18 protein-coding genes are annotated in these 23,866 nt (G+C 46.1%); 3 read left to right on the top strand and 15 right to left on the bottom strand.

Annotation, left to right across the window (positions count from 1 at the left end; translation table 11 throughout):
• Nucleotides 1–78 precede the first annotated feature (78 nt).
• From QUA77_RS09945 to QUA77_RS09915, 7 genes are all read right to left on the bottom strand, one after another.
• Nucleotides 79–771: a response regulator transcription factor gene (locus QUA77_RS09945; protein ID WP_333038110.1), complete on the bottom strand. Its 693-nt coding sequence runs from the start codon at nucleotides 769–771 to the stop codon at nucleotides 79–81.
• 205 nt (nucleotides 772–976) lie between these two features.
• Complete coding sequence (gene map / locus QUA77_RS09940) at nucleotides 977–1,804, bottom strand: type I methionyl aminopeptidase (RefSeq protein WP_333450013.1); 828 nt, start codon at nucleotides 1,802–1,804, stop codon at nucleotides 977–979.
• A gap of 142 nt (nucleotides 1,805–1,946) precedes the next feature.
• Nucleotides 1,947–4,013 carry a response regulator gene (locus tag QUA77_RS09935; RefSeq protein WP_333450012.1) on the bottom strand — a complete coding sequence of 689 codons (2,067 nt, stop codon included), beginning with the start codon at nucleotides 4,011–4,013 and terminating at the stop codon, nucleotides 1,947–1,949.
• Nucleotides 4,014–4,020: 7 nt separating this feature from the next.
• Nucleotides 4,021–4,728 carry a chemotaxis protein CheB gene (locus QUA77_RS09930; protein ID WP_333450011.1) on the bottom strand — a complete coding sequence of 236 codons (708 nt, stop codon included), beginning with the start codon at nucleotides 4,726–4,728 and terminating at the stop codon, nucleotides 4,021–4,023.
• Nucleotides 4,700–5,527, bottom strand: coding sequence for a protein-glutamate O-methyltransferase CheR (locus QUA77_RS09925; protein ID WP_333038100.1), 828 nt, complete (start codon nucleotides 5,525–5,527; stop codon nucleotides 4,700–4,702). Before QUA77_RS09925 ends, QUA77_RS09930 begins: the two co-directional genes overlap by 29 nt.
• Nucleotides 5,528–5,714: 187 nt before the next feature.
• Nucleotides 5,715–11,258: a HAMP domain-containing protein gene (locus tag QUA77_RS09920; protein ID WP_333450010.1), complete on the bottom strand. Its 5,544-nt coding sequence runs from the start codon at nucleotides 11,256–11,258 to the stop codon at nucleotides 5,715–5,717.
• Between the two features lie 292 nt (nucleotides 11,259–11,550).
• Nucleotides 11,551–13,656: an FAD-dependent oxidoreductase gene (locus tag QUA77_RS09915; protein WP_333450009.1), complete on the bottom strand. Its 2,106-nt coding sequence runs from the start codon at nucleotides 13,654–13,656 to the stop codon at nucleotides 11,551–11,553.
• Between the two features lie 161 nt (nucleotides 13,657–13,817).
• Here QUA77_RS09915 and QUA77_RS09910 point away from each other — a divergent pair, with 161 nt between their 5' ends.
• The 3 genes from QUA77_RS09910 to QUA77_RS09900 all read left to right on the top strand — a co-directional run bounded on the left by QUA77_RS09910 (nucleotide 13,818) and on the right by QUA77_RS09900 (nucleotide 16,040).
• The gene (locus QUA77_RS09910) at nucleotides 13,818–14,330 is read left to right on the top strand and encodes a hypothetical protein (RefSeq protein WP_333038093.1); all 513 of its coding nucleotides are present in this window, start codon (nucleotides 13,818–13,820) and stop codon (nucleotides 14,328–14,330) included.
• A gap of 88 nt (nucleotides 14,331–14,418) precedes the next feature.
• Complete coding sequence (locus QUA77_RS09905) at nucleotides 14,419–15,183, top strand: aldolase/citrate lyase family protein (protein ID WP_333038089.1); 765 nt, start codon at nucleotides 14,419–14,421, stop codon at nucleotides 15,181–15,183.
• A 188-nt stretch (nucleotides 15,184–15,371) separates the two neighbouring features.
• A complete protein-coding gene (locus tag QUA77_RS09900) occupies nucleotides 15,372–16,040 on the top strand; it encodes a 2OG-Fe dioxygenase family protein (protein ID WP_333038085.1) in 669 nt (222 codons plus the stop codon).
• 123 nt (nucleotides 16,041–16,163) lie between these two features.
• Here the strand turns inward: QUA77_RS09900 and QUA77_RS09895 are convergent, their stop codons facing one another.
• The 8 genes from QUA77_RS09895 to QUA77_RS09860 form a co-directional block, all read right to left on the bottom strand.
• Nucleotides 16,164–16,652 carry a hypothetical protein gene (locus QUA77_RS09895; protein WP_333038082.1) on the bottom strand — a complete coding sequence of 163 codons (489 nt, stop codon included), beginning with the start codon at nucleotides 16,650–16,652 and terminating at the stop codon, nucleotides 16,164–16,166.
• A gap of 362 nt (nucleotides 16,653–17,014) precedes the next feature.
• Entirely contained in the window at nucleotides 17,015–17,428 is a 414-nt protein-coding gene (locus QUA77_RS09890) for a nuclear transport factor 2 family protein (protein WP_190657739.1), read from the bottom strand.
• A 76-nt stretch (nucleotides 17,429–17,504) separates the two neighbouring features.
• Nucleotides 17,505–18,323, bottom strand: a complete 819-nt coding sequence (locus QUA77_RS09885) for a Uma2 family endonuclease (RefSeq protein WP_333038080.1) — start codon at nucleotides 18,321–18,323, stop codon at nucleotides 17,505–17,507.
• A gap of 74 nt (nucleotides 18,324–18,397) precedes the next feature.
• A complete protein-coding gene (locus tag QUA77_RS09880) occupies nucleotides 18,398–19,393 on the bottom strand; it encodes an AEC family transporter (protein ID WP_333038078.1) in 996 nt (331 codons plus the stop codon).
• A 374-nt stretch (nucleotides 19,394–19,767) separates the two neighbouring features.
• Nucleotides 19,768–19,974 carry a glycogen debranching protein gene (locus tag QUA77_RS09875; RefSeq protein WP_333038077.1) on the bottom strand — a complete coding sequence of 69 codons (207 nt, stop codon included), beginning with the start codon at nucleotides 19,972–19,974 and terminating at the stop codon, nucleotides 19,768–19,770.
• Between the two features lie 242 nt (nucleotides 19,975–20,216).
• Nucleotides 20,217–20,708, bottom strand: a complete 492-nt coding sequence (locus tag QUA77_RS09870; protein WP_333038076.1) for a GNAT family N-acetyltransferase — start codon at nucleotides 20,706–20,708, stop codon at nucleotides 20,217–20,219.
• Between the two features lie 175 nt (nucleotides 20,709–20,883).
• Nucleotides 20,884–21,957: an RNA polymerase sigma factor, RpoD/SigA family gene (locus QUA77_RS09865; RefSeq protein WP_333038075.1), complete on the bottom strand. Its 1,074-nt coding sequence runs from the start codon at nucleotides 21,955–21,957 to the stop codon at nucleotides 20,884–20,886.
• Nucleotides 21,958–22,083: 126 nt separating this feature from the next.
• A complete protein-coding gene (locus QUA77_RS09860; protein WP_333038073.1) occupies nucleotides 22,084–23,757 on the bottom strand; it encodes an ABC transporter ATP-binding protein in 1,674 nt (557 codons plus the stop codon).
• Nucleotides 23,758–23,866 lie beyond the last annotated feature (109 nt).

Genomic DNA, 23,866 nt, shown 5'->3' with positions numbered 1-23,866 from the left:
TGCATAATTCTCGTTACCAGGAAGAGCCTGGTAACGCAGCTCGGCGAGGCAGAGCCTCCAGCCAAGTCGAGAGGAGTCCTATTTCGTCAAGCCGTGTTCGAGAGCGAAGCGAACCAACTCAGTACGGCTGTTAGTACCCGTCTTGCTAAACAAACGGCTGACGTACTTTTCCACATTACGCACGCTAGTTTCCAAGCGGCGGGCAATTTCCTTATTCATCAAACCTTGAGCAACCAAATCCAAAACACTTTGTTCTCGCGGAGTCAAATCAATTTTAATCGGCGAAGGACTTTGGGCGATCGAACTCCGCCCACTCAGCAAAGACTCAATTCTTGCCATTTGGCTTGTCAAAGCAGCAATATCGGGACTTTCAGCATTTTCGCTCGTCTCCTTAGCAGCCGCGCGACGGGCCAGCAAATTGGTTACTATTGCTACTAACTCGTCGGGATCGAAGGGCTTAGAAAGATAAGCATCGCAGCCTGCTTGATAGCCTTGAATGCGATCGCTCGTCATCCCCTTAGCCGTCAAAAATACCACCGGCAAAGCCTTATAGCGAGGATCTTCCCGCACTTGTTTGAGAAATTGATAACCGTCCACCTGGGGCATCATAATGTCTGAAATCACCAAATCGGGATTGTACTGCTGCAAGAGTTCCCAGCCATCCCGAGCATTACTGGCAACTTCAACCGCAAAATCGCTATCTTCCAAATAAGCTTGTACTGCTTCCCGCAAGCCCGGTTCATCATCTACCAATAATAATCGTGCTGACATAGTTGTTACCTTTACGCTTTACCACTATTTTTTAATTTAGCCGCATTTAAGTCTTATTGTCACTCCATCCCTCGAAGGAAGTTAAAAACTTGTTGTCCAACTCAAGAGCTTTGAGTTAGGTTTTGATTTAACGATGAAAAAGTTCTTAAATCTTTAATTCAAAACTCCAAACTCAAAACTCAAAATTATTATTGAACCCTTCCACTTAAACTTTTGAACGATCGGTCAAAATTTCATAACCAGTTTCTGTCACCAACACAGTATGCTCAAACTGAGCCGACATAGCATTGTCAACGGTTACAGCAGTCCACTTGTCAGAAAGCGTCCGAGTGTACTTAGAACCGGCATTCAGAATTGGTTCGATCGCCAATGTCATGCCCGCTCGCAATTTCACGTTCGGCATTTCCCGCGTGCGGAAATTGAAAACCGACGGTTCCTCGTGCAAATTTCGCCCGACACCGTGGCCGGTAAACTCCTCAACGATGTTAAAACCGTTGCTTTTGACATGATCTTCGATCGCACCAGCCAAATCGAGCAAATAGGCTCCAGCCTTCACTTGTTCGATACCTTTGTACAAAGCTTCTTCTGCGACTCGGATTAATTTTGCCGATTCGGGAGTCACTTCCACAACTGCGATCGTAATGCAAGAATCGCCGTGAAAACCTTGGTAATATGCCCCCGTATCTACTTTAAGAACATCTCCGGCCCGAATTACTTTTTTGGCGCTGGGGATGCCGTGAACAACTTCGTTATTAATGCTAGAGCAAATCGATCCGGGGAAACCGTGATAGCCTTTAAAACTCGGAGTTGCCCCCATTTCGCGGATGCGTTTTTCCGCATAAGCATCCAAATCAGCAGTAGTCATTCCCGGTTTCACCATTTGGGAAATTTCTTTGAGTACCGTTGCAACGATTTTCGCTGCCTGCCGCATAATTTCGATTTCGCGTTCAGACTTAATTTCAATGCCTCGACGCTGTTTTTTGACTTGGGGTGCTTGAGTTGGGCTAGAAAGCAGACTGCTAAAAATATTCATGAATTGATTGGCGGGTAATGTTGTACTTTGACGGCAGGTTGAAGCAAAAAAACGGCAAATATCCACTTTTTTGTGGAAAAACGAGTGTCTTGTTCCGAACTGTCGATCGCTTGTCCTTGTAGCTAGCTTAATATTTTTCTCACTAATCGGCACGGGATTGGCGGGTCAACAAAGCGGTTTCAACCGCCGAGCCCGTTGGAGCGGGATTTCCGAGCATTCCTGTGAGGTTAGCAATTGTGGCAATTAACTTATTTATGTCAACTGGTTTAGATAAGTGCATCTGGAAACCAGCTTCCAGCGCTTGCTGGCGCTCTTCCTCTCTGGCGTAGGCCGTCAGAGCGATCGCAGGCATCTTTCCACCCCTGAGCAATTCCATTTCTCTCACGCGCGCGATCAACTCATAGCCGTCTGCTTCCGGCATTCCAATGTCGCTCAGCAGCAGATCCGGCCAATAACTCTCCAGTGCAGCTAGAGCCCCGGCCACCGATGCCGCCGAGCGCACGATAGCTCCTTCGTCCTCGAGTAAAGCAATCAAAAACTCCCGCGTGTCATCGTCATCATCCACCACCAGCAATTGCAAATTAGCCAGAGTGGGGAGAACCTCTGTCGCGTCATTGAGCGACGACCAATCATCGTCAGCAGCGAGGGCGTTCCTCTGAGCAAGAGGTAAAGCCACCGTAAATTTCGCACCCTCGCCCGGATTATTCTCTGCATACACCTTACCGCCGTGCAGTTCCACCAAGTGACGGACGATCGCCAATCCCAGTCCCAAACCCCCGTAAGACCTAGTTGTGCTGCTATCAGCTTGGCGGAAGCGATCGAAAACATAAGGCAAAAAATCAGGAGCGATACCAATGCCGCTATCAATTATCTCAATTTGAGCCTCATCTCCAACTGACTCTAACCGCACCTGTACTTTACCCTCTTGCGGACTAAACTTAATCGCATTTGACAGCAAATTCCACACAATTTGCTGCAAGCGATCGAAATCGCCGATAACTTCACCTACATTTGGACTGCACGTTAATTCTAGGACTATTGATTTTTCCTCAGCCAGGGGCTGCAAAGAATCTATTGCCAGGTTGATCGCAGATTCCAACCGAATCGGATGCTGATTTAAATTTAGTTTCCCCCGCAGAATCCGCGAAACATCTAAAATATCTTCGATGAGTTGAGATTGAGATTTAGCATTGCGCTCAATTGTTTCTAGGGCTTTCTCTATAGTGTCTTGGTCAAATGTTTTGGTACGAAGCAGCCTAGACCAGCCGAGAATTGCATTTAAAGGAGTACGGAGCTCGTGAGAGAGAATAGCTAGAAATTCATCCTTCATCTGGTTAGCTCTTTCCGCTTCTTGCCGCGCCACTTGTTCCCGGAGTAGTCTGCCGCGTTCTTCCTCTGCTTGCTTGCGGTCTGTGACATCTCTAACCGTGCCCACGTGACCGATCAGTTTTCCCAAATCCGAAAACATTGGCGACGACTGCACGTGAATCCACCTCACAGTTTCGCTACCAGCTAATCGAAACTCGTTAGAATATTCCTGGCTTTCTTTAATCCAAGCTAACCAATCTGCTACTACGCGATCGCGATCTTCTGGATGAACTTCCCGCTGCCAAACCTCTGCCAAACTTTCCTCCAAAGTTAACCCGCAAATCGCTTGACAACGCGGGTTGATGTAAGTACAGCGGCCTTCAACGTCAGCTAAGTAAATTCCCAATGGTGAACAAGCACACAAAGTGCGAAACCGCTCTTCACTTTTCCTTAGTTCACTATTAACCGCAGCTAACTGTGTTGCTTGCTGCTTCACCTCGACTGTTTTTTGGAACAATTCCACAAATACCTGCACCTTCGAGGTCAATATTTCCGGTTCTAAGGGTTTGAACAGGTAATCCACCGCACCCAGAGAATAACCTTTAAACACGTGGGTGTCATTACTGCTGAATGCTGTGATAAAAATAATCGGAGTCGCTCGCGATCGATCTCTAGAGCGAATCAATGTAGCTGTCTCAAATCCATCCATTCCCGGCATCTGCACATCAAGCAAAATTACCGCAAAATCTTCATTAAGCAGACATCTCAGAGCCTCCGCGCCAGAATTAGCTTGTACTAGATGATAAGAGGGGCTGTTGAGGATAGCTTCTAGAGCTACCAAATTTTCTGGGCGATCGTCAACTAAAAGGACATTTACTCGATGGGGGGGCTGCAGATTCATAATTTTTTTAATCTTTAATTCTTAGCAAATTGACTAAACAGGGAGCGATTTTAGAGAGGGGTAAAATCCAGTCTACTTCAACATTTGCGATCGCCGACGCTGGCATGGCCGGGCATAGAGCTGAAGCCGGTTCCTCCACAAATGTCAATCCTCCCTCAGCTTTAATTTTTGCCAGCCCTTTAGTGCCATCCGAATTAGCTCCCGTTAAAATTATGCCGATAACTTTCTCCCCAAACGCATCCGCAGCAGACTCAAACAGCACATCGATTGAGGGCCGCGCGTAGCTGACAGGACCCTCAGTTGATAGTGCAAATTTAGGAGTTCCGCGATAGGGGATTGGGAATTTTGAATTGTGGATTGACTCCACTGCCACGCTCCCCCCTTCTGTAAAGTCGTTTTCATACAGGCTAAACTCCTCGTCAGAGGGCGATTCTATTAGCAAATGATAGTCAGCAGGAGCCAAGTAAACCCGTCCAGGTACGATCTCCTCTTTGTCTTGGGCCTCTGTGATTTGCAGAGAGCATTGCTGTTGTAAAACATCAGTAAGCCTATTCTGAGAACTCTTATGGCGGTGTTGGACAATAACTACAGGCAAAGGAAAGCTTTGTGGCAAATCTGCCAGCAGCACAGTCAGAGCCTGTAGCCCTCCCAAAGACGTGCCCACAACCACTATTTCAAAATTTTTTTTATTTAATTCTCCGGTAGAGTTTATCACTACTTTCAATGGGTTCATAGTATTTTTCATAAGGTGTAAAAGTTAGAGACTCCTGATGTCCTAGTCCTAAAACCCCAAACATTCCCAGGCTCTCATAAAAAAGCTTGTGTACCCGCTCTTGGAGGTGTGGATTGAAATAAATCATCACATTACGGCATAAAATAACATTAAATTCATTAAAAGAGTTATCCGTTGCTAAGTTGTGGTGAGCAAAGACAATATTATCTTTAAGGGAAGAGCGAAAAATCGCATTTTCATAGGCAGCAGTGTAATACTCAGAAAACGCTTTCTTGCCCCCCGCTTGGTGGTAGAGTTGCGTATATTCTTGCATTTGTTTCAGCGGAAATATCCCTGTTTTGGCTGTTTTTAAAACTAATTCATTCATGTCCGTAGCGTAAATCCGACAACGGTCGTACAGTCCTTCTTCTTGCAGCAAGATTGCCATAGAATAGACTTCTTCTCCCGTTGAACATCCAGCGTGCCAAATCCGAATAAAAGGATAAGTACGCAGCAGCGGCACCACTTTATTTCTGAAACTAATGTAAAAGCTGGGATCGCGAAACATCGCCGTTACATTGACAGAAATGTCCAGCAGTAAACGGTCTAGATAAGCAGGATTGTGCAGTACCTTTTCCTGAAGTGCCGAGACAGTGGTGAGCCGTTCCGAGCGAATAGTGTTCCAAATACGGCGCTTGAGAGAGGCAAGAGCATAATTGCGAAAATCAAATCCGTAATAGCGAAACATTCCCTCTAGTAGGAGTTGAATTTCGATGGTTTCAAGTTCATGGCTTTCGGACATTTTTAATTACTAATTGGTTATTGGGCATTGTTGACTGTTGACTGTTGACTGATGACTGTTGACTGCTGACTGTTGACTGTTGACTGCTGACTGTTGACTGCTGACTGTTGACTGTTGACTGTTGACTGTTGACTGTTGACAACTAATAACTAACAACTGCCAACAGTCAACTGACAACGGACTTCCATTATCGATAAAGCCAGACACGCAGCAGCGAGAGCAACTGTTCCGTATCAACAGGTTTGGTAATGTAGTCAGACGCACCAGCTTCGATACATTTTTCCCGATCGCCCTTCATAGCTTTCGCAGTCAGAGCAATCATTGGCAACGAAGCAAATTGAGGCATATTACGAATTGCTTGCATGGTTTCGTAACCGTCCATCTCTGGCATCATCACGTCCATCAACACAATATTTATCTCAGGCGTATTTTGCAATTTAGCAATGCCCTCTCTGCCATTCTCAGCATACACAACTTCCATTTTATGGCGCTCCAGCATACTTGTGAGAGCGAAAATATTCCGCATATCGTCGTCAACAATCAAGACTGTTTTGCCCGCCAGCGTCGAATCTGTTTGATACAATTGCTCTAGCATTTGGCGCTTTGGTTCCGGCAAATTTGCTTGGACTCGGTGCAAAAACAACGCTGTTTCATCTAACAAACGTTCCGGCGATCGCACATCTTTAACAATGATTGTTTCGGCCATGCGCTTGAGTTGACCTTCTTCGGATCTTGTCAACTCTTTGCCCGTATAAATAATAAGTGGCAGACTTTTCAAAGTAGCCTCTTGCTTGATCTGCTCTATCAGTTCAAAACCAGTCATATCTGGTAGTCCCAAATCGAGTACAACGCAGTCAAAATGCCCCGATTTCAAAATTTCTAGCGCCTCTGCACCACTCCCCACAGCCGTTGTAGAAACATCGTGATTACCGATTAAATCCACAATGCTCAGACGCTGTATTTCGTCGTCTTCGACGACTAGCAAATTCTTCACTGGCCGCTCCACAAACCCCTTAATATCAGTTAAAGCTTTGCTCAAAGCTTCGCGACTGACAGGCTTTTGTAGGTACGCGATCGCCCCTAACTGCAAACTGCGCTGCCGCCCTTCTTCAACTGATACAATGTGAACCGGAATGTGGCGCGTACTTGGGTCGTGCTTCAAGCGATCGAGCACTGTCCAGCCATCCATCACAGGCAAATTTAGATCCAGCATAATCGCAGTTGGCTTGAACTCTCGCGCCATCGCCAAACCGATATCGCTCCGCAAAGCCACCAAACCTTTAAAACCCTGTTCCTGCGCCATATCCAACAGAATTCGAGCGAAGTTTACATCATCTTCAATAATCAAAAGCACGCGATCGTCACTCTCAATATTTTCTCGGTCATCTGAGATTAAAGGTGAGGGGTAAGGCGCGATCGGCAAGTGGAAATTCGGCAAAGTAAGTGCGGCAGAATTTGCAGGGGGTAATTGAGGCGTTTGCTTGCCCGTTCCCGAGCCCGTATCAGTGATTATTATTCGCGATTCTTGGTAAGTTTGTGGCAGATAAAGCGTGAACCTACTACCCTCACCAGGGCGACTGGTCAATTTAATTTCTCCACCTAACAAATTAGCGATTTCTCTACTAATTGACAAACCCAAACCCGTTCCCCCGTATTTGCGGCTAGTGCTACCATCTGCTTGTTGGAAAGCCTCAAAAATAACCCTGTGTTTTTCAGCAGAAATCCCAATCCCGGTATCGCTAACTGAGAAAGCCAAAACAGTAGGGGAACTCCTTAAACTTTCTATCTCTAAACTCCACCCTTCCCGCGCTACTTCGGCATGCAATTTCACCTCACCTCGCTCTGTAAACTTAAACGCATTAGAGAGGAGATTCTTCAAAACTTGTTGCAGCCGTTTAGCATCAGTATAGAGACCTTTTGGCAACCCAGCCTCCAGCTCTATTTTAAAACTCAACTTCTTATCCTGGGCGATTTGGCGGAAAGTGCGATCCAAATGGTCTCGCAAGTCCGTAAACAACACTTGCTCTATTTCCACCGACATCGTGCCCGATTCAATCTTAGCGAGATCCAAGATGTCATTAATCAGCCCCAGCAAATCATTTCCCGCCGAGTAAATTGTGCGCGTGTATTCAACTTGCTTCTGAGTCAAATTGCCTTCAGTATTGTCAGAAAGCAATCGAGCCAGAATCAACAGCGAATTTAGCGGAGTTCGCAACTCGTGAGACATATTTGCCAGAAACTCCGACTTATACTTAGAAGTTAGAGCCAACTGTTCTGCTCTTTCTTCCAACAACCCCCTCGCCTGTTCGATATCTCGGTTTTTCCGCTCCACTTCCTTATTTTGCAGCGCTAGCAATTCCGCTTGTTCTTCTAGTTCTTCATTCGTTTGTTGCAACTCTTCCTGCTGACTCTTTAACAGTTCCTCAGATGCGCGGAGTGACTGCGCTTGTTGTTCGAGACGCTTATTAGTTTCCGTTAGTTCTTTTTGCTGAGTTTGTAACTCTTCTGCCAAAGACTGTGACTGTTTCAGCAACTCTTCCGTCCGCATACTCGCCGCAATTGTATTTAAGACAATGGCGATACTTTCTGTAAGTTGATCGAGGAATGTCAAGTGTATTTCGCTGAATCGGCGGAACGAAGCTAACTCGATTACTGCCGTCACTTGTCCCTCAAATAATACAGGTAAAACCACCACATTCAGCGGCGTAGATTCTCCCAGTCCCGATCCAATTTTAACGTAGTTTTCCGGTACTTCGGTCAACAGTATCCGTTCTTTTTCCAGGGCGCATTGTCCTACCAAACCTTCGCCTAAATGGAATCGATTTCCTAACTGTTTGCGTTCGCGGTATGCGTAGGTACTTAACAGTTTGAGAAACGGATCGTGCTCGACCGATTCCATCATGAAGAAGACGCCATGCTGAGCAGAAACCAACGGCGTCAATTCTGAGAGAATTAGTTTAGAAACTGTTTCTAAATCCCGCTGACCTTGTAGCATTCGAGTAAACTTAGCAAGGTTTGTTTTCAGCCAATCTTGCTCAGTATTTTTCTGCGTAGTCTCCCGGAGATTGGCGATCATCTGGTTAATGTTGTCCTTAACGATCGCAACTTCTCCTTCCGTGGCGACGGAAATTGACCTCGTTAAATCGCCTCTGGTAACAGCAATTGCCACTTCTGCGATCGCCCGCAACTGAGTAGTCAAATTCGCCGCCAATTCATTCACATTATCCGTCAAATCTCGCCACGTCCCCGCCGCGCCCGGAACCTTCGCCTGGCCGCCCAATTTCCCTTCAATTCCCACCTCCCGCGCCACGGTAGTAACTTGATCGGCAAACGTCGCCAGCGTATCAATCATCTCGTTAATCGTATCTGCCAGAGTCGCAATTTCTCCCTTAGCTTCCAGCATTAATTTGCGCTTCAAATCGCCATTCGCCACCGCCGTCACAACCTTAGCAATACCCCGCACTTGCGCTGTCAAATTCCCCGCCATCGAGTTTACGTTGTCGGTTAAATCTTTCCAAGTTCCCGCAACTCCTTTCACCTCAGCTTGACCGCCCAATTTACCCTCGGTTCCTACCTCCCGCGCCACCCGCGTTACTTCAGATGCGAAGGAATTAAGCTGATCCACCATCACGTTAATAGTGTCTTTCAACTCCAGAATTTCGCCTTTGACATCGACGGTGATTTTCTTAGACAAATCACCATTTGCCACCGCTTTCGTCACTTCCGCAATATTCCGCACCTGCGCCGTCAAATTCCCCGCCATCAAGTTTACGTTGTCGGTTAAATCTTTCCAAGTTCCCCCTACACCCCGCACGTAAGCTTGCACACCTAATTTACCTTCCGTTCCCACTTCCCTCGCCACCCGCGTTACTTCAGATGCGAAGGAACTCAACTGATCCACCATGATGTTAATCGTGTTTTTCAGTTCGAGAATTTCACCTTTTACATCTACAGTAATTTTCTTCGACAAGTCGCCATTTGCCACCGCCGTTGTCACTTCGGCAATGTTACGCACTTGTGCTGTTAAATTCCCCGCCATCGAGTTAACTGAATCCGTTAAATCTTTCCAGGTTCCAGCAACTCCTTTAACTTCAGCTTGCACCCCTAATTTCCCTTCGGTTCCCACTTCCCTCGCAACCCTGGTTACTTCTGAAGCAAAGGAATTTAATTGATCCACCATCGTGTTGACGGTGTTCTTCAGTTCAAGAATTTCACCCTTAACATCTACAGTAATTTTCTTCGATAAGTCGCCATTTGCCACAGCAGTAGTAACAGCCGCAATATTCCGTACTTGCTCCGTCAAACTACCCGCCATAAAATTAACTGAATCCGTTAAATCCTTCCAAGTTCCTGCTACGCCTCGGACATCCGCTTGACCGCCGAGTTTACCTTCGGAACCCACTTCTCTAGCCACCCGCGTTACTTCAGAGGCAAAGGAATTAAGCTGATCCACCATCACGTTAATGGTGTTTTTCAGTTCTAAAATTTCGCCTTTAACCTGTACCGTAATTTTTTTAGATAAGTCACCGTTAGCAACAGCCGTCGTCACCTCAGCAATGTTGCGGACTTGTGCTGTTAAATTCCCGGCCATCGAGTTAACTGAATCCGTTAAATCTTTCCAGGTTCCTGCTACTTCCTGCACTTCTGCTTGCACGCCTAATTTCCCTTCCGTTCCCACTTCCCTAGCAACCCTGGTTACTTCCGATGCGAAGGAATTTAACTGGTCAACCATCGTGTTGACGGTGTTTTTGAGTTCGAGAATTTCCCCTTTAACATCTACGGTAATTTTCTTAGATAAATCGCCCTTTGCCACAGCGGTTGTCACTTCAGCGATGTTCCGCACTTGTGCTGTCAAACTGCCTGCCATGAAGTTAACGCTATCCGTTAAATCCTTCCAAGTTCCGGCAACTCCTTTAACTTCTGCTTGACCGCCGAGTTTGCCTTCGGAACCTACTTCTCTCGCCACCCGCGTTACTTCAGATGCGAAGGAACTTAACTGATCCACCATGATGTTAATCGTGTTTTTCAGTTCGAGAATTTCCCCTTTTACATCTACTGTAATTTTCTTCGACAAGTCGCCATTTGCCACAGCGGTCGTCACTTCGGCAATGTTACGCACTTGTGCTGTTAAATTCCCCGCCATCGAGTTAACTGAATCCGTTAAATCTTTCCAAGTTCCAGCAACTCCTTTAACTTCAGCTTGCACGCCTAATTTCCCTTCGGTTCCCACTTCCCTAGCCACCCGCGTTACTTCCGACGCAAAGGAGCTCAATTGGTCTACCATTGTGTTAACAATTTGCGCTGTTTGGAGGAATTCTCCTTTGAGGGGTCTGTCTTCTATTTCTAAGGCGATAGTTTGCGATAAATCCCCTTTTGCTACGGCCCGAATTACTCTGGCGGTTTCAGAGGTTGGTTGCACTAAATCTGTAATTAGGGTATTGACAGAGTTGACGCTAGCTGCCCATGACCCCTCGGCGCTGCCGATGGTGGCCCGCTGGGCGATTTTGCCTTCTTTACCGACAACTGTGCCGATCCGCTCGAGTTCGGCCGCCATTCTCTCATTGAGATCGATAATGTCGTTCAGTTCGTCAGCAATTTTCCCCGCTAGACCGGTCTGGTCTATGGGCATCCGAACTGAAAAGTCCCCTTTTTTGACGGCCACTAAGGTTCTAAGTAACTGTTTGGCATAAGCATTATTGGAATTGGGGGCTGTTATCTGTGCAGTTGACATGGCCGTTACCTTTGACGAGTTTGGAGGGGAAGGGGGGAATATTTTTGAGATTATTGATATTATCTGACTAAAGCAGTGTCTGATTGCTTCTATCGAAAGATGGATGACAAATTGCTGTTTATCAGCTATTTTGTTATTGGTTATTTTATAGTGGTTCGCAGGCTCTTCTTGGTAACCAGTTAATTGTCGGGTGTCAGGAACAAGCCCGAAAGCCTGTTCCACCCTGTTCTACAAAGAGTGAATTTTATTGTAGGGCGGGCAGGATGCCCGCCCTACAGATTACCAACTGCGATTATTTCCAATTTTGCCACGAACTATTGAAAATAGAAGTACCCGGAAATGCGATGGGATTGGCATTTTGTTGCAACCGCAACTGTAACACTTCCAAGTTTGGCTCGCGGGAGGGCAATTCGTCCACTAATTCATAAGGTAGAATCCCCTTTTCTAGGGAAAAAGCAGCCGTAACTCCCGCCGCCGCACCGGCAGACCATTCAAAAGAATGCACTCGATAAGCAGCCGCCGCTGTGTGGCTAACAGCAATACTTTTACCCGCTACTAACATATTGTCAATTTTCTGGGGAATCATTGCCCGCAGCGGAATTTGGAACGGATAAGCTTGCCCTTGAGCTTTGCGAGTGCCTTCGCGTTCGGTATTTCCCGGTGCTTCCGGCGGACTGTTAGTCATGCAGGGGTGAAAGTCGATCGCGTAATGACCGATACCCACAGAATCAGGATAAATCGTAGCGCGCGATCGCGATTTTGTATCCTCAACAGATTGACTTCCCACGGCCAAAGCCGGCGCATTCAAACCACCCACAGCCAACCACAAATTGCGATACTCTTCCTCTGACAAATTCTGGCGATAAAAATCAGCCGTAAAGTCAGTGCGAGACATATCAACTTCCCACACCATAAAACCTTGAGGCTGATTGAAACTCGGCCGCCCAATAATGCGCCGGCCCTCCCGCATATAAGGATATTTAGAAAGTCCGTGCACCGTCCCCATCGGCGAATCCAACCCGCTCAAAAAACGATTGTTTGGATTAGGCTTTTTGACTCCATCTCCTAGCTGTGAGTCAGTAGTTCCTGTTACCAGCCAGTAGAAAAATCCTTTGGCATTTTCCTCTCCCTTTCGTAAAGTTTCGGTTCGCAAACCGCCCATCCATCCCCCCGGTTGCAGTTGACCTGCTTCTTCCAACTGCTCGCGAGAATAAATTAAATTATCCTGGGCAGAACCGGGACGATAGTCATTGCCCCAAGTCCAGTTTTGCATCGATATATCGCCGGGATAAATCGGGAATTGCTTCGGGTCTGAAGGTCGCTTTTCATCCGGTCTCATGCTCCTGATTTGGCGGTAGGTGAAAACTAAGGGAAAGCTCGCCAATCTCTGCAATTCGTAGCTGTAGTAAGGAGCATATTGTTGATAAAAAGACGGCACTTGATGCTGCTGCGGTTCCTTCGTTGCCTGCATCGCAAAGGTGTAGGTAAAACCTTGAGTGCAGTAAGCGTCGCCGCTTGGGCTGGGGGAGGAAGGTTCGAGAGGGGAACGCGGGTCAATTCCGAGGCGGTAGGGAACATCGGCAAGTCCGATCAATTCGCCTGTTTCGGTGGCGTCTACAACGTACCAATCAGCACCCCCCCTAGCCCCAGAACTTGTGGAATCTCCCCCCCTTTTTTTGTTAGGGGGGTTCTGAGATGCTTTAGAAATAAACCGAATAATAGTTTTGTTAAATCGCGGAGAATTTTCGTAGCGATAGGCATCTTCGATAGTTTGAGAAAGAGTTTCGGTGTTGAGTGGTGGCGTGTTGGCGGCGGGTTTGTGTTGAATGGCGATCGCACTTTTAATTTGTTGGCCCCCAACCGCATTCCCCGCCACAGCAGGAGTAATTGCTAGTTCTTTAATAACCGTATTGGGAAACCATTTCAGCGTGCCTTTGCCTTTTCTAGCTGCATCCTGCAAGATGTTAAATAGAATTTTGTGACCGTCGTAGGGCATGAAACACGAATAGCTAACCCAACAGCCTCCGGGATTTAGCCGCCCGTAATGTTCCTTGATCCGCCCCCGCAATTCGAGGTAGCCGCGGGGGTAAAATAAGAGCGATCGCTGAGTCTCTCTTTCATCGAGTGCGGAAGTTCCCTGGGAGGAAATTTGACCGCCTACCCAGTCAGTAATTTCAGTAAGGCAAACTGTGCGCCCCGCCAGCAAACCTTCGTAAGCGGTAGCAGCGCCTGCGAGCCCGCCGCCTGCTACTAGAATGTCGCAAGTTTCTGCATTGTCTGGATTGCGCGGAGGTGCGGCAAATACTGGCGAAATGCTCCCTATTGCGGAAACTATGCCGAGGGTGAGGCTAAGGATCGATCGACCTTTGAGCAAAAATAGATAGTGTCGAAGTTTCATCAGAGATTGTGGAATTAATTTTGACATAGCGCGAAAAACACTCATGCCATCTAAATGTTTATTTTGCAGTATACTGGTATTTCGCGGTGTTGTCAGGGAAAACTTTTTTAGAGAAGAGGCATTAATACCAGCAACAACTATTGAACAGCCGGCTCTACCTTATGCTCAAAATCGTCAAAATTTTTAGGTCATTGATTCCTTTTGAGAGTTTAACAATTACCACCAGTTTAACTTTTTCGGATGTTTTACGCAGGTTGGACGAAGTTGTTACTCCTCCAAAAGTTGTTAGAATAATTATACCCTTTGGCCCGCCACCTGCTAAACCCTATGAAGGAACGATTTCTGGCAAAACTTTCACAATCAATCGCATTATGATCGGTCGAAATTTATTGTTCCCAATTATACAAGGAGAAATACAGACTCAACAGTTCGGTTGTTCCATCAAAATTAGGATGACTTTACATAAAATAGTTATAGGAATTTTGATTCTTTGGCTGTGGACAACTGGCAGTATTGGAATGTTTGCTTTATTTGCTTGGTTGGTCGAACCCTCCGTGGGAGCAATATTTTTACCAATTTTAGGAATGTTTATTTTTGGCTGGCTTTTATGCTTGATTCCTTTTAAAATAGAAGCAAAAGCAGCTACAAAATTTTTGTCTATTCTCTTAACCTAAAGTAATTTGTAACGGCAATATTTTAGCTGTATTATTAAAAAAAATTTAGGTTCATCGGCCGTCAGCGGCGGTAAAAAAATCCAAATTTATGCGTCAAAATCAACTCAAACAAAAAATTAAACAAGGGGAAACCGTCCTCGGTTTATTTATGAACTGCGCTTATCCCGCATTCATGGAAATATGCGGTCACGCTGGATTCGATTTCGCCGTTATCGATATGGAACACGGCCCCCTGAACCCGCTTGCTGCTGAAGATTTGTGTCGCGCCGCCGACTGCACTGGAATTGCACCGATTATTCGCGTCCGCAAAAACGACGGGCCGCAAATTCAACGAGCTCTCGACATCGGCAGTGCAGGCGTTCAAGTACCTCAAATTGAAAGCAAAATCGATGCCGAAACCGCTGTCAAAAGCGCTAAATACAGTCCTCTGGGCGCGCGAGGCCTTTCCTTCGCTACGCGGGCGGGACTTTACACCGCCGCAGGTACAAATATCACCGATCGACTCAACGAAGAATCCTTAGTTGTGATTCATGTCGAAGGCAAAGGCGGCATCGACAACCTGGCAGAAATTGTTACTGTGCCAGAGGTGGACGTGATTTTTCTAGGGCCTTACGATCTGTCACAGTCGATCGGCATTCCCGGCCAAGTCCGCGATCCCCGGGTCATCGACATGATGCAGGAGGCAGTGCAAACCATCCGCAAAGCAGGCAAAGCGGCCGGTACTTTTGCTGACCACCCCGAAATCGCCCAGCAGTGGATTGATGCTGGCGTTCAGTACGTCACACTTGGGGTCGATGTTGCCGTTTTCCTGCGCGCCTGTCAGTCGCTGGTGAAAGCAGTCAATCGATTTTAGATTTTAGATTTTAGATTTGGGATTAAAAGAAGAACAAGCCCCCGGATTCATCTTGCAAGCTTTACGATATCTTTGCAATTTTTGTAGTGTCTTTTACGACACATACAAAAAACCTGCGCTAGAGTAGAAGCATACACCTCCTCAAGGCAAAATTATGGAGGGGAGCAAGGCTTCAGGGAGTAAAATCTATGAAAACCGTATTAGAATCCATTCATTTGGATTATGCTTTCATGTTTACTTTCAAAAAAGTAAACTCGATTAAGCTAGAAGGTTTCAAGGAATTTTTTGACGATATGCCTGTCGATCCGTATGTGAAAGGTAAGTATCGTTCTAGAAGATTATCGCGGTTTACAGTCAACGGAGATGAGTTAGTTAAGTTACCTCACGGCTATTTGTATCAAAGCAAAACATACAATCCGCTAGTGGGTGATATCAGGCGGGAATTTGCCGAATTGGACGATCGGCTAATTGCCCTGGATAATTTCAAACAGATGATTTTTGCTTTTTTCGATTCTTGCAAAATTCACCCGGAAGCTGAAATCGGCATCCATCAAATCAGGACTACTTGTTCGCCGCACAATTTCGGCAACCCCGCACCGGAAGGCATTCACCAAGACGGTACTGATTTTATCGGGATTTTCTCGGTTGACAGAACTAATATTGTAGGCGGGGAAACGCATTTGTACTTGGCTAAAAAAGAGAAGCCTGTTTTTAATAAAATTCTGCAGCCAGGAGAATTGCTGTTAGTTAACGACCACGAGTTTTTCCACTTTACTACGCCGATTAAACCGGAATCTGAAGGGGTGGGAACCAGGGATGTATTTGTGCTGACTTCTCCGAGTTTGCTTTGCGATTGAGGATACAGTCTTGGACGCATAACGTAATGATGTAGGGTGCGCGCCGCGCACCTTACTCCGATTACCCATTACTGCATCCCACAGATCACCTTTTGGTTGCGCCCCCACCCATCTCGATCGTGGTTAATGCTTGGGAAAATCGATTCCTGAAATGGATATTCCTTCCATCTTCTGCACATATCGTCCTTGAGCAGCTACACATTCTGCCATTTTTTTAGCTTGTATGGGTTGACTCCTTCGATCGGGGGAGATACCTCTATACTCCCATGTACCGCGAATGTCGCCAGAGAATGCTTTTCCATTGTTTTTTAATACTAGCTCTGTGCCAGTTGCATCAATATAGTATTTCCCATTTTCCAAAGACACGCTGCTAATTGTGATAGATTCGACGCCTTTGTAGGGACTTGCAGGGCCATCGACGATCTTGATGCAGATTCTATTGTTTTGATGTGCAATCTCTCTACGGGAGTTATTGAACATTGTTCCTTCAGCGTAGTAAGCTCCTGTGGGTAGAATTGTAGAGCCCTGTGGATTACTTTGAGCAGATGACAATGATGAGATTGACAGAAGGATAGAACTAACAATTAGTGTTTCGATCGCCGAAAATTTCATTTGCAACAAAACTCCATTAAAATTGTTTTTTCAGATTCTACACGATCGCAGATGCTCTATAAACTTCTCTAGAGTTCTGGCAAAAGTCCAATTTACCCCCCGCAAGTCCCCCCTTATTAAGGGGGGAAACAAGAATAATCTTGCCTCCTCCCCTGATTCAAGGGGAGGTTTGGGATGAGGTGCTTTGTATTTTTGCAAGAGTTATAATCATGACTCAACACCTTACTACAAACCTGTCGTTAGTAGTGATGACTTTATTAGTCTTTCGGGCCTTGAGTCAATCATGACTAAAGTCCTGACTACAAACCTGCGTATTTTCCTAAAAAACCAGGTTTATGCCTCTAACAACTCACAGATAAATCTTATCGAAACTTCCGTTCCGATTCTTGAATCGGAACATCATTAATGCTGGCTTCACGTCTTCGCATTAACCCATTTTCGGCAAATTCCCACTGTTCATTACCATAGGCGCGATACCAGTAGCCAGAATCATCGTGCCACTCATACTCGAAGCGAACAGAAATCCGATTGTCTGTAAAACTCCACAGTTCTTTCTTTAAACGGTAATCTAGTTCCTTTGCCCATTTTCGTCTTAAAAAAGCCTTGATTTCTTCCCGTCCGCTGAAGAATTCGGCACGGTTTCGCCACTGAGAATCTTCCGTATAAGCTAAGGCTACTCGTTCTGGATCGCGGGTATTCCAGGCATCTTCAGCAGCTTGAACTTTGGCTTTAGCTGTTTCCAACGTAAAGGGCGGTAGAGGTGGTTTAGTTTCCATCAGCTTTGTTTTTTGTGATTAAAAAAGATAAATTACGGGATGCTCGCGCTACAGAGAGAGTTTTGGGAATTTGATATCAATCCTCAGCATCGGGATCGATTCCCATTGCTCGCAGTCGCTCCGCTAACTGGGTAACTTTTCGCTCTGCTTGTTCGGCTCTTTCCCGTTCTTGTTCAGCTCTTTCCCGTTCTTGCTCGGTTCTAGCCCGCTCAATTTCAACTTGTTCGGAGCCAGTTAACAGCAAATTCCCCTGCGAATCCCACCACCGTAGCCAAAGAAGTTCTTGATTTTGATAGCTTCCCTGCCACATTCCCAATTCTACATCTAGTACAGGAATGGGATAGTGACCGCGTTCGTTGGGCTGCATCCTTTGATACACAAAATCTATTAGGTGATAGACTTCTAAATTGCCAGTTCTCATTTCATAAATGCCGTAGTAAGGAATGCGGATAATTCTCTCGTACACCCAAAACTTACCCGGTTTAGTGCTGGTACCGTCAGCGGCCACAGTCAAGGGAGTACGATCGCGCTCTTCATCTCCATTACCGCTAGCAAATTCTAAAGCAATGAACGGAGCCATGTGTTCCCGCCAAAGTACATAAGAACGGCGAAAACCGTCAAGTGTTGCCGGTACATTCGGCACGTAAAACCAATCCGGTGCTTCTGCGCCTCGCTCTGGCGGGTCAGTTTCTCGCCAGTAAATGCCACAATCTTGCCCGATCGCATATTGTCCGTCTGGATGCAGCCGCTCTACAACCGGCCCGATCGAATCTGTCAGAATGATACTCTGGGGATGCTCCTGAAAATTTTTCACAAATGTACCGTCTTCGTCTGGCAGTTGGGTATGATCGGGGAATGCAGGAGGCAGACCTGTAGCAGTTATTATCTCATTCATAGTCTTTTCCGTGCAGTTATGGTTGATTGTACTGCGAAATTTTAAAGCAATCCGATTTGAAACTATAGCTAATATTAACTAAACCCAGCTAACCATAGCGGAAGCATCAACAGCAACCCGACAGAAGTGATGGCGATGCTGCTAGCTAACAAATCGCGATCTAGCTCGTAAACTTCTGCTAAAATCAGCACCGAAAGAGCTGTGGGCGTTCCCGACATCAACACCAACACGAACCTCGGATCGCCACTCAATCCGAAATAACTAGCACCCAATCCGATCAACACCGGCACAATTACCACTTTTAACAGCGACGGGATTAAAGCCAGTTCAAAACTTTCCCATTTCTTAATAGACCTCAGCCGGATGCCAACCAGCAGCAAAGCACTGGCAATTACCACCCAAACAGCAGTCTGCAATCCCGATTCCACTGTCTCGGGCAGGGGGATGTTTCTAGTATAAAAACCAATTAAAAATGCCCACAGAGCGGGAACTGTCAGCACGTCCCGGATCTGAGTCCACCAGTGATTTTTTTGCTCGGAGTTCCCAAAATAGCTAGCAATAAATACACCGAAACAATAAGTTCCAATAACGTTGTTAGTGACGCTGTACAAGACCGCCCAATTGCTGTTATCGGTGCTGATGATAGACGGGGTGATTGCTAATCCAACAAAGCCCGTATTCCCTAACATCGCAGCTAGGATAAAACTCCCTTTGCTCGATCGCTTCAGGGAATTAAAATTTAATAAAAATAAATTTACCAGAGAATTTTTGCCCTGAAAATAGGGCTTTTGGATGTGGGCCGCACTCAGCCTACGCAATAATACCCAAGTCAGCCAAGCAAAACTCGTACTCAGAAATAACACGAATATGGCGATCGCCGGCGTGAATCCCACAGCACCCGAAAAATCGCTCTGACGGGCTAAAACTAGAATTTGCAGCGGTATCCCAATCCAGAAAAGAAAGTGGCTCAGCAGCTTGGGAAAATCAACTGGGATGTACCGAAACAGCAGCAGTCCTAAGCCCGTCCAGATAACTAGAGGGGTATAAGCGTGAAATAAGGTTTCAATCATAAAAATTTAACTAGACAATTGGAAATGCCTCTATCTATTAATAGTAATCCTAAAATCCGTTTAAGAAATGCGAATTGTCGTTAGCGGAGCCCTCGAAGAGGATCGCACTTGCACGCTTTTTCGTCCTAGCGTGTTCGCAGCACTCCAGGCCCAAAAATTTCCGCCCAAATCCCCGCACATTGCAGGGCACAATCCTCAGACTGTCAGCCCCCAATGTTTGCAGCTTTTTGCCTTCAGATTTACAAAATTTCTGTTAATTTGACCAATGTGCGATCGAGTTATCTTGCCTTTTCCGAACAGACGTGGAACGTTTTCCTGCCGTTTCGCTCTAACGGAAATACGGCGATACTAAAGCTACTAATGACTTGCACTCATTAATTCAATTTCAAAGCATTAACAGGCACCTCATCCCAAGAACTAACAGTCCGCAAGGTAGCAACCCAGCCCTGCTGTTTTTGCTCTGCCGTCAAATTCTTCTCAAAAGATTCGTGGCAATCCTTCGCTTGAGTCTCATCGCAACAAGCAATGCAAGAATAAAGAATGCCCGACGGATCGATTTGCTCGTTTACCCAAATAATCACGATCTACTCTCTCAATCAAAATCTACTGTTATTTAAATTTTCCTATATTTTTGCCAATTATCTACTCGGATTTACGCAACGCAAGATTTGAGGCGCTACAGATTTGTTGTAAGGTGCTTGTGGCGCACCCTACTGATTCGTTGTAAGGTGCGCGGTACACACCTTGATTTCTTAGTCTCAAGCGAAAGGGACGAAAATTTTTGTAGGATCAATTGCAATCGCCCAGTCTTATCGAGGGGTTTTTACACTTGTTTGGATGCCAAAGTTGCCAAAGACTCGCCCGCAACCCGGCAAATCCGCCAGTCGGGCATCACATCAGCACCGATACCCTTGTAAAATCCGATCGCCAATTCATTCCAATCCAAAACGCTCCATTCCAAACGCCCGCAGCCCCTTTCAACCGTCAACTGCGCTAAATAAACTATCAAAGATTTGCCAATTCCCCGCCCTCGAAACTCAGGGATCACAAACAAATCTTCCAAATAAATTCCCGGTTGAGTCAAAAAAGTAGAATAATTGTAAAAAAACAGCGCCCAGCCCACAACTCGATTTTCGCACTCCGCTAAAATCGCTTCAGCAAAAGGTCGATCGCCAAACAAATGATGCTCCAAATCAAGGGCATTGCCAGTAACGGCATGAGATAATTTTTCGTACTCAGCTAAAGCTTTAATCAAATCAAACAGCACCGGCACGTCGGCGCGGGTAGCTGGACGCAAAATTACCTCAGAAGACATAAATAAGTAAGTAGTAAGCGACAATCAACAATTAAAAATACCACATTAAGACATTTTTAATTTGTAATTTTTTATTAATTTTTTCCACCTTGAACCAGCATATTTTCGATAGCCTCGGAGTGCCACCCCACAATAATTTTAAGATTTTTCAAAATGCCAACTCAATTTTTTTTGCTTATTTCAACCAGCCCTTCAATCGTTCAGTCACTTGAGGGCGGCGCAGCTTTCGCATTGCCTTATTTTGAATTTGACGGACTCGTTCGCGGGACAAATTGAACAAACTGCTGACCTCTTCTAAAGTGTAAGGTTCGCCGGTCAGCAAACCGTAACGCATAGCAACAATCTCTTTTTCCCGCTCAGTCAAAATACTGTCCAACACCTCCAAAATATCTTGGCGCATCATCATCTCATTCATCTGAGCTTCGGGAGATTGCGTCGCGTTATCTTCGAGAACATCCAAAAGTTCCGAACTTTCTTCGGAGCCGATGCGGTGGTTGAGAGACAAAGATTGCCGGCGTACTTGCTGGAGATAGCGAAGCTGTTCGCAAGTAACTTGCATTTCTCTAGCAAGTTCAGTTTCACTTGGATTGCGTTGAAGAGAACGCTTCAAATCTCGATAAACTTTTTTGAGTTTATTTAACTGTTCGACAATGTGAACAGGCAAGCGAATCGTCCGCCCTTGATTGGCAATTGTCCGGGTAATTCCTTGGCGAATCCACCAATAGGCATAAGTAGAAAACTTGTAACCCTTCTCCGGATCGAACTTTTCGGCTGCCCGATTCAAACCCAAAGCTCCTTCCTGAATTAAATCGAGAAAAGGGACGCCCCGATTAAGATAGCGTTTGGCAATCGAAACCACCAAGCGCAAATTCGAGCTGATCATTTTCCGTTTCGCCGACTGACACTGGTGGCGAAGCTGTTGCAGTTGAGTTTCGCTTATCCCCAAAGCCGTTGCGAGTTCAGCTTTTGTCGGCACTCTGTCCAATTCCTGCTGCAAACGCTGTTCTAGTTCATCCAGGGCTACCAATTCTTGAACGCGGCGCGCCAACTCTACTTCTTCGGCTGCTGTTAGTAGAGGATACCGAGCCATTTCCTTGAACAAAGCTCCCACTGGATCGTCGGCAGACCAGTTGTTGTATGCTGACGACCGAGTTACCGTCGGACGATCAATCTCGGTGTCTTCATCTTCTGCGATCGCGAATGAGGCTTCGGGTGCCACCGCAAAACTGCCTAGGTCAGATTCTGCCATATCGTGCTTGGTGTCGGTGGAATGATTTGAAAAGTATCCCTTAACTTTAACCAATTTAACCGGAAATTTCCGAAATCCATCTAGAAGCTCGTGACAGAAATTAGATGGCCCCAATTTTATACCTTTCTATTGAGTTCGAGCCAGTAAAGGAGCTGCCTGCAATAATTGCTGAGTATAAGGGTGCTGCGGATTAGTAAAAATATCCCTAGTCTTACCGATTTCAACAATTTTTCCAGCATTCATTACCGCAATGCGATCGCAAAAAAATCTCGCCACCCACAAATCGTGCGTAATGAACAGATAAGTCAAATTAAATTCCTTCTTCAACTCCAACATCAGTTCTAATACTTGAGTCTGCACGCTGGCATCCAGCATACTCACAGGTTCGTCGCAAATTATCAGTTGCGGCCGAGTAATCAAAGCGCGGGCGATCGAAACTCGCTGCTGTTGTCCTCCTGACAATTCCCCCGGATAGCGGCGAAAGAAATCCTCCCCTGGAGTTAAACCCACCCGCTCTAACATTTGGATTACTTGTTTTTTAGCTTCGCTGCCATTAGCTAATTTGTGAATAAACAAAGGGTCAGCAATACTTTGCCCGACAGTCATCATCGGATTCAGGCAAGCGTGGGGGTCTTGAAATATCATTTGCATTTCGCGGCGGTGCTTCCTCACAGCATCGCGGTTCAGGGCTGTTATATCTATTCCTTGAAATACAACTTTGCCGCCAGTCGCGGTAATTAGCTGCAAAATCGTGCGTGACAAGGTACTTTTGCCGCAGCCGGACTCCCCCACCAGCCCTAGGATTTCTCCCCGTTGTAGCTCTAAACTAACGCCGTCTACTGCTTTAATTACCTGGCGATTCCTGGAAAACAACTGATCCAATAAATTGCTTTCTAAACTGTAGTGTTGCTGCAAATTCGTTACGGTCAAAAGAGGCGAATTTGTTAAGTTTGCAGTAACGGCTTCAGTCCTGATTTCCTCGAATGCTAACCCTTTTTCAGAATCGGCTTGAATGTGCAAAGCTGCTTTGAGGAGCGATCGAGTATATTCGTGCTGCGGCTTTTCAAAAACGTTTTGCACCGGCCCTGTTTCTACGACTTTACCGCCGTACATCACCGCAATGCGATCGCAATACTCAGCCACCATCGCCAAATCGTGAGAAATCAACAAAATAGCCGTTCCCCGTTCCTCGCAAAGTCTGGTTAATTCCTGCAAAATCTGAGCAGCTACAGTTACGTCCAAACTTGTAGTCGGTTCGTCCGCCACAATTAATTTGGGATCGAGCAAAAGAGCCAAAGCAATTGCTACTCTTTGTCGCATTCCGCCGCTAAATTCGTGGGGAAATTGCGACCAGCGAGACGCGGGAATTTTCACAGCTTCCAGAGTTTCTATTGCCCGTTTCTTAGCTTGCTTGCGATCCAAATTCGGTCTGTGAGCTTGCAAAGTCTCGATGCAATGTTCTCCTACAGTCATCAAAGGATCGAGACGAGTCATCGGATCTTGAAAAATCAATGCTACAGCTTCGCCCCGAAACCGTCTCAGCCGCGAAGCATTCATATCAAACACCGACTCTCCAGCAAAACTAACTCGCCCCTCAATCAGCGTTGAATCCGGCAGCAACCGCATCGCCGCCCTTCCCAAAGTTGACTTACCGCAGCCAGACTCCCCAACTAATCCGAGCTTTTCCCCCGGTTTCAGCGTCAGGGAAACCCCGTCAACGGCCCAACCAGATTGGCCTCGCCGCTGAGGATAAGCTACTCGCAGATTGTCAACGGAAAATAGAGAAGAGTCATTAGTCATTAGTTATTAGTCCTTAGTCTGTTGTCTGTTGTCTGTTGACGGTTAACTGTTGTCTGTTGTCTGTTGACGGTTAACTGTTGTCTGTTGTTATTTATTATTTATCAATATA

The sequence above is a fragment of the Microcoleus sp. K5-D4 genome (assembly GCF_036704575.1).
GTDB lineage: Bacteria > Cyanobacteriota > Cyanobacteriia > Cyanobacteriales > Microcoleaceae > Microcoleus.
Note: the sequence above shows the minus strand (reverse complement) of the source record. Positions and strands in the feature narration are given on the sequence as shown.